The following is a 16,151-nucleotide window of genomic DNA, read 5'->3' on the forward strand; positions in this document are numbered from 1 at the left end:
ATCGTTACGCCAGCGAGACATCCTTCAGAAAAGCTTCCACGCGCGGATGCTGGCCATCGCGTAGAGCCTGCGGCGCGTCGTCACAGACCACGCGTCCTTTTTCCATAAAGACAACCCGGTCAGACACCTTGAAGGCGAAGTTCATCTCATGGGTCACGATCACCATGGTGATGCCCTCGCTTGCCAGGGCTTCAATGACCTGAAGCACTTCATTCACTTTTTCGGGATCCAGCGCAGAGGTGGGTTCATCGAACAGCATGATTTGCGGACGCATCATCAAGGCACGTGCGATAGCCACGCGTTGCTGCTGACCGCCGGAGAGCTGATGAGGGTACTTCCACGCATGGTCGAGCATGCCGACTTTAAAAAGCAGCGCAGCAGCCTGCTGTTTTAATACGGCGGCAGGCGCGAGCTTGTGATAGCGAGGCGCCAGCAACAGGTTGTCCATAACGCTGAGATGACTGAACAAATTAAAGCTCTGAAAGACCATCCCGATATTAAGACGATGCTCTGCATGCTCAACGAAGCGTGGCTTGCGTTGCTCTCCCTGCTGACTGAGATGAATAAAGGGTTTTCCGTTAATACGAATTTCACCGTTATCGATCTGCTCCAGACCATTAAGCAGGCGAATCAGCGTGGTTTTTCCTGAACCTGAAGGCCCGATTACGGAAACCACTTCGCCAGGATGGATCTGCAGGTTAACGGCGCCCAGCACTTCAACATTGTTGTAAGCCTTGTGCAGACGCAGGGCCTGCAACGCTGGTCCGCTGGCGTGAAACGCCTGACGGACAGGATTCACCGCTGCGCGTTGTGCGAGTTCGAAAAGATGTGCATCAGGTTTGCCGGACGGTTGGCGTTGTGTCACGTCCAGATAGCGCTCCAGCTGTTTCAGCAGGAAGTCAAAGACGGTAACGATCAGCACGTAATAGAAGGCCACTGCCGCCATGGTTTCCATGACCAGAAAGTTTTGCGAGTAGAGTCGCTGGCCGACCATCAAAATTTCGGTAAGCGAGATAACAGAGACCAGTGACGTCAGCTTCACGATCGCGATGTATTCATTCGCCAGTGCCGGTAAGGCCACACGCAGTGCCTGCGGGATAATGATGCGCCACTGAATGCCTGCATAGCGTAATCCCAGTGCCCGGGCAGCCTCGCTCTGGCCTTTGGGAATCGCCAGCAGCCCGCCACGGTGAATCTCTGCGATATAGGCGCTTTCACACATGGTCAGCGCAATAAATCCTGCCCAGAATGGATCGCTCAGTACCGTCGACGTGGCGGGCAATGCCTGAGGCAGGTTATAAACAAAGATCAGCAGCACCAGCAAAGGCAGGCTGCGAAAGAGCCAGATATAAAACCGGGCCGGCAGCGTCAATAAGGGATGGCGCGACTGCTTGGCCAGCGCCAGGATAAATCCCGCAATAATGCTCGTTCCCCAGGTCAGCAGGCTCAGTTTGATGACAGTCCATGTCGCCAGCCAAAAATTAGCGTCGCTAAACAGACTGAACATATAGTTCCAGTTAAATGTCATGGGCTTGCTCACATTAAACAGAAGGGGTGAATAATTCTGTAATTCACTATGGCGGCAGGACGGGAACGATAGCAATTAGTAATTTGCTGGCTTCTGATTTTAAAAAAACTATCCAACTGTTATATCCCTTTTTAAACGGTGTCTTTTTAACAGTGCAGGGCAATAATTAACGTATTCTTTCCCTGTTTGCGCTTATTTAGGGCAGCACGCTGATCATTGCGACGCAGGGTGAGAGTTATTGGTGCAATTTCTTTTTGATGATTACGTTTCTGCCAGACGTAAAAAAACAGGTGGAATGGCGTTAATACATAAACGGCGTTCAGGTGGAACGGGCAGGTAAGTGGCACAGCATTTGCAGTGCTGCTTAGGCCGGAACGAAGCAAGGTGTCTTGCTGACCATAAAAAACAGAGGTAACGCCATGAGTCGCTTTACACTTAAACAGCTCAGATATTTCGTCGCCGTGGTGGAGACGGAAAGCATTGCGGAAGCCTCGCGTCAGTTGCATATCGCCCAGCCCTCCATTTCCGTTTCCATCAAAAATCTGGAGGACGCCTTCGATCAGCAACTGCTCATCCGCCATCACGCACAGGGTGTTTCGCTGACGCCTGGCGGCCGCCGTTTTTACGAAAAGGCGCAGGAGCTGCTACGTCTGACACACGAGTTTGAGCAAAACTCACGAGCAGATAACACCCTGATTTCAGGCACCATTGCGGTGGGATGCTTTGAATCTGCGGCGCCGCTGTATATGCCCAAACTGATAGCCGGGTTTAAAAAACACTATCCGGATATTACCATTGAACTGTACGATGGCGAGCAGCATGAACTGATGCATGGACTCCATCGCGGACGTTTTGATCTGGCTTTTCTCTACGATCTCGAGCTGGATAACACCATTCAAAAAACCACGTTAAACGCTCCGCATAAACCTTACGCGCTCCTGCCGGTAAACCATCCACTGGCACAAAAATCCCTGGTCACGCTGCGTGAGCTGAGTCAGGAACCTATGATTTTGCTGGATGCGGTACCCAGCAGGAATTACTTCATCAATATTTTCAAAAGCAAAGGGTACCACCCGCAGGTAGCCTACAGTTCGCCTTCCATTGAAATGGTGCGTTGCATGGTAGGACAGGGGCTGGGGTTTTCAGTTCTGGTCACCCGCCCCTGCACTGATGTGACTTATGACGGTGAAAAGCTGGCGCAGATTGATATTGAAGATGATATGGAAGCCTCGACGTTAATCATGGCCTGGTTAAGTCATAATGAACCGACGCGACCGACAAAACTTTTTATGGACTATTGCCAGAATAGTGCGTTGGGGCCCACCGTGTAAAAAGTGCCGCGCAATTACCGTGCTGTTTGGTAAGAAAAAGAAATGTATTTGCGGTAAATCTCATCGGCTAATTTCGCGCTTTATTCGCTGAGTGGCTTTAATAACCGGGCACGTATCTTCTGCTTATTAATTTCTTATTCAGATATTAGCTTTATAATATTTTACCCATTCATCTGCCTCAAATAGTCTTGGCGCTGGCGCGTGTCAGGAACACGTCATTAAAACGTCGGGCTTGAGGATGATGGAATGACAATATCAGAGCAAAAAACAGATACCCTGGTGATTGGGGCAGGGCAGGCCGGCATCGCCATGAGCGAGCATCTGGGGCGGCTCGGCATTCCGCATTGCGTGCTGGAAAAAAATCGTATTGCCGAAGCGTGGCGGACCCGGCGCTGGGACTCGCTGGTCGCCAACGGCCCGGCCTGGCACGATCGGTTTCCCGGCATGACTTTTCCGGGGCAGGATCCTGACAGCTTTGTGCCTAAAGAACAGATCGCTGACTATTTTGAAGCGTATGTGCAGCACATCGAGGCGCCTGTCAAAACGGGCGTCGAAGTCATCAGCGTGGTACCGCGTGTCGGGCGCAGCGGGTTCGACGTCTCAACCTCCGCTGGTCCGATCGTTGCCCGGCGCGTAGTCGTCGCCACAGGGCCTTTTCAGAAGCCTGTGATTCCCGCCATTGCGCCCACGGATACACGGTTCACCCAGTTACATTCGGCGGACTACCGTAACCCGCAACAACTGCCTGAAGGTGGTGTGCTGGTTATCGGCGCGGGCTCGTCAGGGGTGCAGATTGCCGATGAGCTTCAGCGTGCAGGAAAAGACGTGTGGCTCTCCGTTGGTCCCCACGATCGTCCGCCTCGCCGCTATCGCAACCGGGACTTTTGCTGGTGGTTAGGAGTCCTTGGCCTGTGGGATGCGGCAGCCAGCCAACCGGGGAAAGAACACGTCACCATCGCGGTCAGCGGCGCGCGCGGCGGGCATACCGTCGACTTTCGCAAACTGGCGGAGCAGGGCATCAACCTGGTCGGATTGACGGAGCGCTTTTCCGGCGAGGTCGTGACCTTTAAGCCCGATCTGGCGCAAAACATTGCCGCAGGCGATGAAAACTATTTATCCCTGCTGGATGCGGCCGATGCCTGGGTTGAACGCCATGGCCTGAATTTACCCGAGGATCCGGCCGCACGCGCCTTTCTGCCCGATCCGGAAAGCGTCTCGCATCCTGTGCAGTCGCTCAATCTGGTCCGCGCAGGGATCACGACGCTCATCTGGGCGACAGGCTATGCCACGGATTATACCTGGCTGAAGGTTAACGCCTTTGACGAGAAAAACAGACCTCTCCATCAACGCGGCGTCTCCCCGGAGTCCGGACTCTATTTCCTCGGGCTGCCCTGGCAGTCGCGCCGCGGCTCCTCGTTTATCTGGGGCGTGTGGCATGACGCAAAGTATGTTGCCGACCATATTGCTATTCAGCGTCAGTATCAGGATTACCGTGCCGCGTCAGAAAACTGAACCAGGAGACTGCTGTTATGCCAACCCATACTCGTATTCGGATGTTTAACACCAAAGAAACGTACCCTAATCAAACGCTGGACAACGATCTTTGCCAGGCCGTACGTGCAGGTAACACAGTGTACCTGCGCGGCCAGGTCGGCACTGACTTCGACGGTAATCTGATTGGCCTGGGCGATCCGGCCGCGCAGGCGGCGCAGGCGATGAAAAATGTGAAGCAACTGCTGGAAGAGGCGGGGAGCGATCTGTCGCATATTGTCAAAACCACCACGTATATAGTCGACCCGCGTTATCGCGAACCGGTTTACCGGGAAGTCGGAAAGTGGCTAAAAGGTGTTTTCCCCGTCTCAACAGGGCTGGTGATTTCGGCTCTGGCACAGCCGCAGTGGCTGATGGAAATTGATGTCATTGCGGTGATTCCGGATGACTGGAAACGTGGAGCAGACCAATGACCTTATCAGTGACGGCACGGTGCGAAGAAACCGGTCAGCTCGGCATCGCTATCAGTTCATCCAGCATTGCGGTAGGTGCGCGCTGTCCCTGGCTCCAGGCCGGCGTGGGCGCCGTATCCAGCCAGAATATTACGTTGCCCTCTCTGGGGCAGCAGATTCTGTTGCATCTGGATCAGGGCAGCGATCTGAACGTGGCGCTAAAGCGGGCGCTGGCTGGCGACAGATTCAGTGATTACCGCCAGGTCGCCGCGATTGATATTCAGGGTAACACAGCGTTTTTCAGTGGCAGCAAGACGCTGGGTATCTGGAGCATGGCCGAAGGAAAAAACTGTATCGCCGCAGGCAATATGCTGGCGAACAAGGACGTAACGGCATCCATGTGCGCAGCCTTTGAAGCGGCCTCCGGTGAACTGGCCAGTCGGCTGCTTGCCGCCCTTCAGGCCGGCGTGGCGGCAGGCGGAGAAGCCGGGCCGTTACATTCAGCTGCGCTCAAACTTGTGGATGATTATCCCTGGCCGCTGGTGGATCTGCGCATCGACTGGACCGGGCACGACCCTGTCGGGCAGTTGACACAACTGTGGCTTGCCTATGAACCCCAGATGGAAGCCTATGTCACGCGCGCGCTGGATCCGCGTGAGGCACCGGCCTATGGTGTGCCCGGCGATGAATGAGACGTTACGGGCGCTTCTGGCCTCTCTGCTGGCCTTTGACACAACCAGTCGGGTGTCAAACCTGGCCCTGATCCAGTTTATTGACGACTACCTGACTGACAGAGGCATAACGACGCAGTGGCTGTATGACGACAGCGGTAAAAAAGCCAATCTGTATGCGCGTCTGGGGCCGGAGGGCGAAGGCGGCGTTATGCTGTCAGGGCATACGGACGTGGTGCCGGTTGAGGGGCAAAACTGGTCCGTGCCGCCTTTCGCCCTGACGGAACGTGACGGACGATACTACGGTCGGGGAAGCGCCGATATGAAAGGCTTTATTGCCTGCGTGCTGGCCATGCTGGATGCGTTTCTTCAGCAGCCCCTGCGCATGCCTTTGCATCTGGCGTTTTCCTGTGACGAAGAGGTGGGGTGCCTGGGCGTGCGCTCGCTGGTGGCGATGCTCAATGCCTCACCGGCAAAACCGGCGATGTGTATTGTGGGTGAGCCGACCGCCATGCAGCCGGTTTACGGACATAAGGGAAAACGGGCGGTGCGCTGTCGGGTGCAGGGCCACGCCTGCCACTCTGCCTATACGCATCAGGGCGTGAATGCGGTTCACTACGCCGCCCGGTTAATTGCGCATCTTTTGCAGCAGGAAGAAGCGTTAAAGCTGCAACGTGACGAACGGTTTGAACCGCCTTACAGCACGCTGCAGATTGGCACGATTCAGGGCGGGACAGCACTGAATATTGTTCCTGCGACCTGCCAGTTTGATATGGAGTGGCGAACGCTGCCTGGTACGGATGCTCAGGCGCTGTATGACAGCGTACGCCACTTCGCCGAAGCAGAACTGGTGCCTGAAATGCAGCGCACTGAACCGTTGTGCAACATTACCTTTCAACCACTGAGCGACTACCCCGGCTTATTGACCGATCCGCAGACCGACTTTGCCCGCTGGCTGGCGCAGTGGAGCGGACATAACGACTTCGCTACGGTCGCCTTTGGCACCGAAGGGGGATTATTTGACGAGATTGGGGTAGCCACGTTGGTCTGCGGGCCGGGAAGCATGGAACAGGGACACAAAGCAGATGAGTTTGTCAGTCTTGAACAGCTTGAACGCTGTATGGCAATGCTACAAAACCTGCGTCAGTGGATGGCGGTAACGTCCACCAATAAAGCCACGCAGGGTGGAGCGCGCCGCGCGGCCAGATGATCGGCAAAAACGTTTGCGGGTGCGGTTTACAACCGGCCGTAAAACGTCAGGCGGGCCGTTTCCGACAGGGCGATGCCGGGCGCGGTATTGTAGGCCAGCACCGCCAGCATGCGCGTGACGTCGCCTTCTGTGGGCGTCACGCGATGCAGTGAATTTCGCCCACGAAACAGTACCAGGTCACCGGCATCCATAGCCAGTTCATCGACGGCGTGCTGTTCATCGAGCACGGCGGCCACGCCCGCGTAATTCATTTCGCCTGCATCAGCATCCCGCAGGTCTTTCACATACTGAAATCGTCCACCGCCCAGCGGTTTCTGCACCAGCAACGTGATGGCAAACGAGGAGTTATCAAAATGCCATCCCAGCTCTTTACCCTGTGGCGCATAGTGCAGGTTAATCGAAGACAACGGGTCGGCGTAGGGATACAGCGCCTCTTCGTCCAGCACTTCGCATAAGAAAGACTGAAACAGCGCATCGTCATACAGCTGACGCAGCGGGGAATCCGCTGCAATCATATCGTCCGTAATGCACCCTTTGGTGCTGTTTACTTCGCGGTTGCGTGGATGGCTGTCGCTGAAGCCGGCATCCGTTTTCATCAGGTAAACGTTGTGCTGACTGACAGTGTAATAAGCCCGATCGCGCTGCGCATTGCCTTCTGCGACAATGGCCTGCAGGGCGGCAGGCTGCAAAAAATGACGCAACACCAGCGCGCCGTGTTGATTAAGTTGCCTGCGACAGTCTTGACGCCAGGCGTGGTCGGTCAGAGGATGTAAGTCAGTACGTACCAGGGCTTTGGGCATCGTCGCGGTCTCATAATGAATGAATTGTCACACTAGCCTGCCCGGCATCAGCTGAATACCAATAAATCGTTAATACCCTGATAAGGAATGCTTAATGCCCAACCCGCCATCGCGCTTGCCTAAAATCAACGTGATTCAGTCATTTAAAGTGGCTGCGGAAACCGGCAGCCTGACCAGGGCCGCGGCACAGCTGGCCTTAACCCCTGCGGCGGTGAGCCAGCAAATTCGCCAGCTTGAAGATCACCTTGGCTGCGTCCTGTTTTTACGTACGCAACAGGGCGTAATGCTGACGGAGACGGGCAAGCAGTATCTTCGCTATGTCACGGAAGCCTTTGCGGTTCTCCAGCTTGGTCAGCGCAACATAGGACGCACTGAGACCGCTGCACAGCTTACGCTTTACACGCTGCCGGCGCTGGCGTCGAAATGGCTGTTGCCACATCTGTGCCGCTGGCGTGAACGCTGTCCGGATGTCAGTCTTTCCTTACATGGCACGCACGCGGAGGTGGATTTTGCTCAAACGCCGGCCGACTTTGTGATGTGTTTCGGCGAGGAGGCGTATCCCAGACTGAATAAAGCGTATCTGTTTCATGATGAGGTGCTCCCGGTCGCCAGCCCGCGGCTGATCGACGCCTTTTCCCGCGAGGATCTGTTACGGCATGCGCCGCTGATTCATCTCGACTGGGGCAAAGAAGGGCGCTTTTTGCCAGACTGGTCGGGCTGGTTTGAGGCGAAAGGAATGGCTGTGCCAGCAGCCCGACCAGCCATGACCTTTAACCTGACCTCGCTGGCGATTGATGCCGCCGTGGCCGGCGCTGGTGTGCTGCTGGGACAGCGCCGGATGATCGCCCAGGCGCTGGGCCGGGGCGAACTGGTCATTGTTGATGCGCTCGCGTTGCCGCTCAGCAAGCCCTATTATCTGGCCTGGCCGAATCGCACGCTGAACCAGCCTGGCGCAGAGGCAATGATCGCCTGGTTAGGCGAGCTCGCCGCCCTGTAGGAAGGCGTAGGGGTTGCAGTTGAGCGCTTTCGCGGCGTGAAGCGTTAGACTCAGGCCTCCCGGCCTTAACATATGACTGCTCCGCCGGGCTTAGCTCATCAGACTGACCTGCGCTGCTACGATGCGCCAGCCCTGCGGAAACTTCACCCAGGTCTGTTGCTGACGGCCAATTTTCTCCGTGCCCGCCCGGGTAAATTCGGTGCTGCACACCGCGTACGCGTCACCAAACGTGGTGATCACCGTATTGCGCAGCGTGCGGTCCAGCCCCGCCGACGGTCTTGCCGCGCGAAACGCGCGGATTTCATCGATGCCGTACAGGTTCTCGCCAGCGCCTAAGCGCACGGTCCGCGGATCGTGCCAGAACATCTCATCCAGGACGGCAATGTCGTTGCCCGTCAGCGCCTTTTCATAACGGTAGAACGCGGCGGTAACGGCGTTCAGCACCTCGGGAAGATTAATCGCGTCAGTATTCATTGTGCTCCTGCCCTGCGGGTGGGCGAAAATGTCAGTCCTTGTTGTTCAAGGGCACAGGCTGCGCGTAAGACAGCCTGTTCGTTAAAGGGGGCGCCAATTAACTGTACGCCAATCGGTAAACCGCTCGCCGTCGTCATCGGCACAGTACAGACGGGAAGTCCAAGGAAGGAGATCGGCTGCGTCAGCATGCCCATGCTGGCCTTCGTCGGCAGATTCTGCCCGTTAATGGCAATCGTTTCCTGACCAATTAACGGCGCGCTACATGGCGTGGCAGGGGCGATAAGCACATCGTACTGCGCAAACAGCGGGACGACCTGCTGCTGAAAGTGGCGGCGGAAGCGCTGGGCCTGAACATACCATGCCGCGGGCAGCATCGCACCAGCCAGCAGGCGTTCACGCGAATGGGGCTCAAACAGGTCGGGCTGCTGACGCAGCGCAGGCAGGTAATGATTGCCGCCTTCAGAGGCGGTCATAATAAAGGCGGCCGAGCGCGCTAACTCAGCCTCCGCGATTACCACGTCGTCCTGAGCCTGTAACGCCTGCGCCACCTGTAATTGCGCCGCGCGGGCATCATCATTACACCAGGTCGAAAAGAAGCCGCCCAGTACGGCGCAGCGCAAATCCTGTGCACCGTTTTTCAGCTGCGGTAAGGTGGCTGCCAGCGGGCGATCGGCCTGGAAGGCATCCGTGCTGTCGTGCCCTTGCAGCAGATCGTAAACCAGGGCCAGATCGTCCACCCGACGGGCAAAGGGACCGATATGATCCAGGCTGGCGACAAACGGATGGCTGCCGCTGCGGGATAAGCGGCCAAAAGTCGGTTTCAGGCCAAAAATCCCACACAGGGAAGCCGGGACGCGGATTGAGCCGTTGGTGTCCGTCCCCAGCGAGAAAGGCACCAGTCCCGCTGCCACGGCGGCGGCCGAACCGCCGGATGAGCCGCCCGCAATGCGCGCCAGATCATGCGGGTTGTGCGTCGCCCCGTAGTGGGTATTTTCGGTGGTAAAACCGTAGGCATAGGCATCCATGTTGACCATGCCGGAAAGCAGGGCACCGGCCTGCTGAAGTTGGGTGATGGCAAAGGCATCCCGGGTTGCGGCCGGACGCTGACGAAACAGTCTGGCCCCCGCCAGGGTAGTGTACCCCTGCACGTCAAACAGGTTTTTTACCGCATAGGGAATGCCCGCCAGCGGCGGCAAGGTCTCGCCGCGCAGGCGTTGCTTGTCTATCGCATCCGCTTCCTGCACCATCCGCGTTGCGGTGATATCCGTCCAGGCATTAAGCTGCGGATTCTGTTTCTCAATCGCGGTCAGTGTCTGCTCCGCCACTTCACGGGCGCTGATATCACCGTGCTGAATCGCCTGCTGAAGTGCCTGAATGGAAACCTCGTCTGGTCTCATGCTTTGTACACTCCTGCGACTTCGAGCCGGTCGTCCAGCGGATAAGCCATCAACGGGGCCGCCATATCGGCAATGCGCGTCATCTGTTGTAGCAGGGCGACACGGCGATCCTCGTCCAGTTCCACGTTCAGGATTTGCTCCATTTGGGCAATATAGGCTGCCCAGTCACTCTGATTCATGATTTACTCCTGTCAGAAACCGGCGGCGCTGCCGTTGCTGCGCGGATCGCTTGCGCCTTCAAACATACCGTTGTTGTGACGAACAATGGCACCTGCATGGCCGACGGCCTCACTGTAGGCCGGCAGCGACTCCACGTCATGTCCTAACGCACGTAGCGCCTCCAGGGTGTCGGGCGCGAAGCGACTTTCCAGTTTGAGCGAGTCCGACAGCTGGCCCCAGGTCCGCCCCAGCAGCCAGCGAGGTGCGCTAACGGCCTGCTGCAGCGGCAGGCGCTGAATAACATGGCGGGTAAAAATGGCTGCCTGAGTTTGCGGCTGGCCATCGCCGCCCATGGAGCCGTATACCATGGTGCGACCATCCTTCAGGCGTGCGGCGGCAGGATTCAGCGTATGGAAGGGTTGTTTACCGGGCGCCAGCGCCAGCATATGGTCGGGATCGAGGCTAAAAGCCGCGCCCCGGTTTTGCCAGACAAGTCCGGTGCCGGGCACCACTACACCGCTGCCAAACTCATGATAAATACTTTGGATAAAGGAAACGGAAAGCCCGCTGCTGTCCATCACGCCCATCCAGACGGTATCGCCAGGCCCGCGACCGGTTCCCCAGGGCGCAGCGCGATCATCCTGAATCTGGCTGGCGAGGGTGGCGAGGGTTTCGCCGTCAAGCAGTGCCTGCAGATCCTCAACCACATGGCGGGGATCGGTAATATGCTGATCCCGAAGGGCAAACGCTTTTTTGGTGGCTTCGACGATACGGTGGATCGTTTGCACCTCATCTGCGTTCGCCATGTCCAGATGATCCGTGATGCCCAGTATGGCCAGCGACACCATACCTTGTGTCGGTGGCGTGATATTCCAGATATCGCCTTCGCTGTGGCGAATATGGAGCGGCGTGACGCGGCGAGCCCGTTGCTGCTGTAAATCCGCCAGGGTGATGGGAATGCCCAGATTGACCATTTCTTCCGCAAGGTGCTGTGCCAGCGTGCCGCGATAAAAACTGTCCAGACCTTCTTCGCTCAGCAGGCTCAATGTACGTGCTAAATCAGGCTGGGTGAAACGGCTGCCTTCCGCTGGCACATCGCCGTCCGGTAAAAACGTGGCGGCAAAGCCAGGCAGATGCTGTAGCTCGTCGCGCTTCGTCCGCGTCGCTGCGGCTTGTGAGGCGGTGACGGGAATGCCATCGGCAGCATAGCGAACAGCATCGCGGAGTAAGCGCGGTAAAGGCAGGGTGGTTCCCCCCAGTTCTGCGGACAGGTCCAGTGCCGCCTGCCAGCCGCTCACCGTGCCCGCCACCGTCAGGGCCGCTTTAGGTCCACGATGAGGGATATGGGTTTCCCCCTTATAGAAGTCAAAATTCGCCAGCGAACCCGCTCTGCCACTGCCATCAATGCCAACCGGATCGCCTTTGCCTGGCATGATCAGCCAGAATCCGTCACCGCCCAGCCCATTCATGTGCGGATAGACCACCGCAATCGTCGCCGCGGCGGCCACCATGGCCTCAATCGCGTTCCCCCCTTCCCGCAGTACCGCCAGCGCACTTTCACTGGCCAGATGATGCGGCGTCACGGCCATGCCTAACGGGGCCAAATTGCTCTGAATCATGCTCTTCTCATTCTGTTTTTCAGGGTACAAAGCAAAAGGTTAAGCAAGAGCCGTTCCAGTTTTTAAGAAGACAACGTCTCTGGACAGGTTTATCTGGCCCAAATTATGCTAGCTTCTGTGGCAATCCCGCGATTGAAACAAAAGTTACAGGACCTGAATGAAACAGCTTGATGAGCGACTCAGAACGCATTACCCCCAGCTTTCGCCGCAGGAGCAGCGTATAGCCGACTTTATTTTTGACCACTTTGATGACCTGATTAGCTATAACAGTGCCGAGCTGGCACGCCTGAGCGGTGTCTCAAAAGCCACGGTGAGCCGACTGTTTAAGCGCCTGGGCTATGACAAATATAAAGACATGCGCGATGAGCTCCGTACCCTGCGCCAGAGCGGTATGCCGTTAACGGATAACCGGGATGCGGTACAGGGAAATACCCTGCTGTCGCGGCATTACAAGCAGGAAATGGCCAATCTGACACAATGGGTTAACAGCATTGATCCCCAGCAATTCGCCGATGTGATCGCCCAGCTGGCGCAGGCAAAACGTATCTATATTGTTGGCATGCGCAATGCCTATCCGGTGGCGCTGCATCTGCGTCAGCAGCTCATTCAGACGCGTGCTCAGGTGCATATTCTGCCCCAGCCGGGCCAGACGCTGGCAGAGGATTTGGTGGACATCACGCCGGAGGACATGGTGGTCGTGATTGCGTTTCGCCGCCGCACCCGCATTATTCAGCCGTTAATGCAGCAGCTGCAAAGCGCAAGGATTCCGGTACTGGCGCTGTGTGAGCCCCAGGCGCAGAGCGTGATTTCACTGGCGCGCTGGCAGTTTTGCGCCCCGCTGGACAGCGTCTCCGCCTTCGACAGCTACGCCTCGGCCATGAGCCTGGTGAACCTGCTCGCCAACGCCCTGCTGCATGAATTACTGGCGCTGGGGCGGCCGCGTATTCATCAGATTGCCGATCTTTATCAGCACCTTGATGAGCTGGAGCACCGTTAGCAGGCACCATTTTGGTGCTTTGCCCCTTTTTGGACCGTCTCCCGGGGTAACTCGGGAATCGTATCGAGCTTAGTAAAAGCCGCCATTTCAGCGTTAAACCGCATTTATCTCCCTCCCGTTGCGTTGGCACATTAGTTGCAGAATGCCAATCATAAGAATCTTTTGTTTCACATAATCTCACCGGGGTGCATAATGAAAAAAGTATTAATGGCCGTTGTCGCGGCAGCCGTACTGATGGCACAGGCTGGCAGCGTGCTGGCGGATCAACTGCAGGACATCCAGAAACGCGGCGTGCTGCGGGTGGCAGTACCGCAGGATTTCCCACCGTTTGGCTCCGTGGGGACCGATCTGCAACCGCAGGGCTATGACATCGACATGGCAAAGTATCTGGCCAAACAGATGAAACTTAAGTTGCAACTGGTGCCGGTCAGCAGTGCCAACCGTGTGCCTTATCTGCAGACGGACAAGGTGGATCTGGTGATCTCCAGCATGGGGAAAAATCCTGAGCGTGAAAAGGTAATTGATTTCAGCCGGGCTTACGCGCCGTTCTTTCTGGGCGTTTTTGGACCTAAAGGCGATCATCTGAAAGATCCCGCGGCGCTGAGCGGCAAGTCGGTGGGTGTCACCCGTGGTGCGGTGGAAGATATGGTGCTGAGCGAGGTGGCACCGAAAGACGCGCAGGTGAAACGTTATGAAGATAACAACACCACGTTATCAGCCTACCTCTCCGGACAGGTGCAATATGTCGCTACCGGCAACCTGGTCGTCGCAGCCATTACGCGTCAGAACCCGGCTAAAGCCCCTGTTGCGCAGTTCATGCTGAAAGACTCGCCGTGCTATATCGGACTGAAAAAAGACGAGCCGGCACTGAAAGAGAAAGTGAATGCGCTGATCGACCAGGGCATTAAAGACGGCACGCTGAACAAAATGTCCGAAGAGTGGCTGAAAGCGCCGCTGCCAGCCAACCTGGGCGCATAAGGATGGGGCAATGACCGGGCAACTTAATTTCCCTGCATTATTGCCGTACTGGCCGGAGTTGCTCTCCGGCCTGTGGGTAACGATCCAGTTAACGGTGCTGGCGACGGTCGGCGGCGTCAGTATCGGTATTATCGGCGCGGCGCTGCGCAGCGGTAAACCCAGTTGGTTAAGCCGCCTGTGGGGCATCTATGTCGAACTGATTCGTAATACGCCGTTTGTGGTGCAGCTGTTCTTTATTGTGTTCGGTTTACCCAACCTGGGGCTGAAACTCACCGCAGGGGAAGCCGCACTGCTGGCGATGCTGGTTAACCTGGGTGCCTATAGCACGGAAATTATCCGGGCGGGCATTCAGGTCACGCCAAAAGGGCAGTGGGAAGCCGGTCGGGTGCTGGGATTAACGCGCAGCCAGACCTTTCTGCGCGTGGTGTTGCCACCGTCGCTGCAACGGATTTATCCGGCGCTGGTGAGTCAGTGCATCATTGTGATGCTGGGATCGTCGGTCGTCTCGCAGGTCTCCTACGAGGAGCTGACCTTTGCCGCCAACCTGATTCAGTCACGCACGTTTTTGAGTTTCGAAGTCTACTCGGTGACCACGTTGATCTACCTGGCGTTGTCGATAGTAATGCGTCAGCTGCTGCTGGCGATTGGCCGCAAGTGGCTGGGGGTGCAGGTATGATGACAACCTTTACCGACTGGGACATCGTGCGCAACCTGCTGCTGGCCGCGCGCTGGACGATTGCCCTGTCGCTGGTGGCCTTTTTAGGCGGTACGCTCGTGACGTTACCTCTGCTGTTTTTACGTCTGTTAAAGCGTAAATGGCTGACGCGAATCATTCGCGCGTACACCGAGCTGTTCCAGGGCACACCGCTGCTGATGCAGCTGTTTCTGGCTTTCTTTGGCGTCGGGCTGTTTGGCATCGACGTTGCGCCCTGGACCGCTGCGTCGCTGGCGCTGACCTTTTATACCAGCGCCTATTTGCTGGATATCTGGCACGGCAGTATTCAGGCGCTGCCAAAAGGGCAGTGGGAAGCGTCACGCTGCCTCGGCCTGAACTTTGGTCAGACGCTCACGCGGGTGATTGCGCCTCAGGCGATCCGCATTGCGATTGCCCCGACAGTGGGGTTTGCCGTGCAGGTCATTAAAGGCACCGCGCTGGCCTCCATTATCGGATTTGTCGAGCTGACCAAAGCCGGCACCATTTTGAATAACGTGACCTACCAGCCGTTTAAAGTCTTTGGGCTGGTGGCACTGGGCTACTTCCTGATGTGTTATCCGCTGTCGCGTTACAGCCAGTATCTGGAGAAAAAATTCAATGCCGCTCATCACCATTAATCAGGTCCAGAAGTATTACGGCACCAACCATGTTTTGAAAGGCGTGGATCTGGATATCGATATGGGAGAAGTGATCTCGATTATCGGTCGCAGCGGTTCCGGCAAAAGTACACTGCTGCGCTGCATGAACGGGCTGGAAGGCTATCAGGATGGCAGCATTAAACTCGGCGGCATGACCATCACCGACCGCGACTCACAGGCGCGCGAAATCAGCCGCTCCGTAGGGATGGTATTTCAGAACTTCAACCTGTTCCCACATATGACGGCGCTGGAAAACGTCATGCTGGCACCGCGTCGGGTTCTGAAAAAAAGTCAGGCCGAGTGCCGCGAACTGGCAGCCCGTATGCTGGAAAAAGTGGGGCTGGGCGAGCGGCTGGATTATTACCCGTCCAGCCTGTCAGGCGGACAGCAACAGCGCGTAGCCATTGCCCGCGCACTGGCCATGGAACCCCGGGTATTACTGTGTGATGAGATCACCTCAGCCCTGGACCCGGAGCTGGTCGGCGAAGTGCTGAAAGTGCTGGAGCAACTTGCCGCCGAAGGCATGACGTTAATTCTCGTCACCCATGAAATGAACTTCGCCCGCGATGTGGGCGATCGTGTGGTCTTTATGCATCAGGGGCGCGTCTGGGAACAGGGGGACAGCAAAACACTGTTTGCCCATCCGCAGACGGCGGAGCTAAAGCAGTTTATTTCCTCTGTGCGTCTGTGAGTG

The 16,151-nt window shown here is 56.7% G+C and carries 17 protein-coding genes; 11 read left to right on the forward strand and 6 right to left on the reverse strand.

Going from position 1 to position 16,151, the window contains the following annotated elements; all coding sequences use genetic code 11:
- Positions 1 to 4: 4 nt before the first annotated feature.
- A complete protein-coding gene (locus tag C7434_RS00095; RefSeq protein WP_133745018.1) occupies positions 5 to 1,528 on the reverse strand; it encodes an amino acid ABC transporter permease/ATP-binding protein in 1,524 nt (507 codons plus the stop codon).
- 419 nt (positions 1,529 to 1,947) lie between these two features.
- On the opposite strand from C7434_RS00095, the gene C7434_RS00100 reads away from it, so the two are divergent.
- The 5 genes from C7434_RS00100 (at position 1,948) to argE (ending at position 6,683) form a co-directional block, all read left to right on the forward strand.
- The gene (locus tag C7434_RS00100; RefSeq protein ID WP_033738508.1) at positions 1,948 to 2,859 is read left to right on the forward strand and encodes a LysR substrate-binding domain-containing protein; all 912 of its coding nucleotides are present in this window, start codon (positions 1,948 to 1,950) and stop codon (positions 2,857 to 2,859) included.
- A 246-nt stretch (positions 2,860 to 3,105) separates the two neighbouring features.
- The gene (locus tag C7434_RS00105) at positions 3,106 to 4,371 is read left to right on the forward strand and encodes an NAD(P)/FAD-dependent oxidoreductase (protein ID WP_133745019.1); all 1,266 of its coding nucleotides are present in this window, start codon (positions 3,106 to 3,108) and stop codon (positions 4,369 to 4,371) included.
- A 17-nt stretch (positions 4,372 to 4,388) separates the two neighbouring features.
- Positions 4,389 to 4,823 (forward strand): RidA family protein, encoded by a 435-nt coding sequence (locus C7434_RS00110; protein WP_033738510.1) that lies wholly within the window; start codon positions 4,389 to 4,391, stop codon positions 4,821 to 4,823.
- Positions 4,820 to 5,494 (forward strand): DUF1028 domain-containing protein, encoded by a 675-nt coding sequence (locus C7434_RS00115; protein ID WP_033738511.1) that lies wholly within the window; start codon positions 4,820 to 4,822, stop codon positions 5,492 to 5,494. The genes C7434_RS00110 and C7434_RS00115 overlap by 4 nt, the downstream gene beginning before the upstream one ends.
- A complete protein-coding gene (gene argE / locus C7434_RS00120; RefSeq protein ID WP_033738512.1) occupies positions 5,472 to 6,683 on the forward strand; it encodes an acetylornithine deacetylase in 1,212 nt (403 codons plus the stop codon). The genes C7434_RS00115 and argE overlap by 23 nt, the downstream gene beginning before the upstream one ends.
- A gap of 26 nt (positions 6,684 to 6,709) precedes the next feature.
- Here the strand turns inward: argE and C7434_RS00125 are convergent, their stop codons facing one another.
- Positions 6,710 to 7,483: an ArpA protein gene (locus C7434_RS00125; protein WP_033738513.1), complete on the reverse strand. Its 774-nt coding sequence runs from the start codon at positions 7,481 to 7,483 to the stop codon at positions 6,710 to 6,712.
- A gap of 94 nt (positions 7,484 to 7,577) precedes the next feature.
- Here C7434_RS00125 and C7434_RS00130 point away from each other — a divergent pair, with 94 nt between their 5' ends.
- The gene (locus C7434_RS00130) at positions 7,578 to 8,480 is read left to right on the forward strand and encodes a LysR substrate-binding domain-containing protein (protein WP_033738515.1); all 903 of its coding nucleotides are present in this window, start codon (positions 7,578 to 7,580) and stop codon (positions 8,478 to 8,480) included.
- Between the two features lie 90 nt (positions 8,481 to 8,570).
- Here the strand turns inward: C7434_RS00130 and hpxZ are convergent, their stop codons facing one another.
- Genes hpxZ through C7434_RS00150 form a run of 4 tightly spaced genes read right to left on the reverse strand, consistent with a single transcriptional unit; the run spans position 8,571 to position 12,129 of the window.
- Entirely contained in the window at positions 8,571 to 8,954 is a 384-nt protein-coding gene (gene hpxZ, locus C7434_RS00135; protein ID WP_033738516.1) for an oxalurate catabolism protein HpxZ, read from the reverse strand.
- Entirely contained in the window at positions 8,951 to 10,351 is a 1,401-nt protein-coding gene (locus C7434_RS00140) for an AtzE family amidohydrolase (RefSeq protein WP_033738518.1), read from the reverse strand. The genes hpxZ and C7434_RS00140 overlap by 4 nt, the downstream gene beginning before the upstream one ends.
- The gene (hpxX, locus tag C7434_RS00145) at positions 10,348 to 10,530 is read right to left on the reverse strand and encodes an oxalurate catabolism protein HpxX (RefSeq protein WP_033738521.1); all 183 of its coding nucleotides are present in this window, start codon (positions 10,528 to 10,530) and stop codon (positions 10,348 to 10,350) included. Before hpxX ends, C7434_RS00140 begins: the two co-directional genes overlap by 4 nt.
- A gap of 12 nt (positions 10,531 to 10,542) precedes the next feature.
- Positions 10,543 to 12,129, reverse strand: coding sequence for a gamma-glutamyltransferase (locus C7434_RS00150; protein ID WP_006118024.1), 1,587 nt, complete (start codon positions 12,127 to 12,129; stop codon positions 10,543 to 10,545).
- Positions 12,130 to 12,286: 157 nt separating this feature from the next.
- Here C7434_RS00150 and hpxU point away from each other — a divergent pair, with 157 nt between their 5' ends.
- From hpxU to C7434_RS00175, 5 genes are all read left to right on the forward strand, one after another.
- Positions 12,287 to 13,126, forward strand: a complete 840-nt coding sequence (gene hpxU / locus C7434_RS00155; RefSeq protein ID WP_033738523.1) for a MurR/RpiR family transcriptional regulator HpxU — start codon at positions 12,287 to 12,289, stop codon at positions 13,124 to 13,126.
- A gap of 192 nt (positions 13,127 to 13,318) precedes the next feature.
- The gene (locus tag C7434_RS00160; RefSeq protein WP_006118026.1) at positions 13,319 to 14,104 is read left to right on the forward strand and encodes a transporter substrate-binding domain-containing protein; all 786 of its coding nucleotides are present in this window, start codon (positions 13,319 to 13,321) and stop codon (positions 14,102 to 14,104) included.
- Between the two features lie 10 nt (positions 14,105 to 14,114).
- Positions 14,115 to 14,780 carry an amino acid ABC transporter permease gene (locus C7434_RS00165; RefSeq protein ID WP_033738525.1) on the forward strand — a complete coding sequence of 222 codons (666 nt, stop codon included), beginning with the start codon at positions 14,115 to 14,117 and terminating at the stop codon, positions 14,778 to 14,780.
- Complete coding sequence (locus C7434_RS00170) at positions 14,780 to 15,436, forward strand: amino acid ABC transporter permease (protein WP_033738775.1); 657 nt, start codon at positions 14,780 to 14,782, stop codon at positions 15,434 to 15,436. Before C7434_RS00165 ends, C7434_RS00170 begins: the two co-directional genes overlap by 1 nt.
- Positions 15,417 to 16,148, forward strand: a complete 732-nt coding sequence (locus tag C7434_RS00175; RefSeq protein ID WP_006118029.1) for an amino acid ABC transporter ATP-binding protein — start codon at positions 15,417 to 15,419, stop codon at positions 16,146 to 16,148. Before C7434_RS00170 ends, C7434_RS00175 begins: the two co-directional genes overlap by 20 nt.
- Positions 16,149 to 16,151 lie beyond the last annotated feature (3 nt).

This window comes from Pantoea sp. PNA 14-12 (genome assembly GCF_004364735.1).
Classification (GTDB): domain Bacteria; phylum Pseudomonadota; class Gammaproteobacteria; order Enterobacterales; family Enterobacteriaceae; genus Pantoea; species Pantoea stewartii.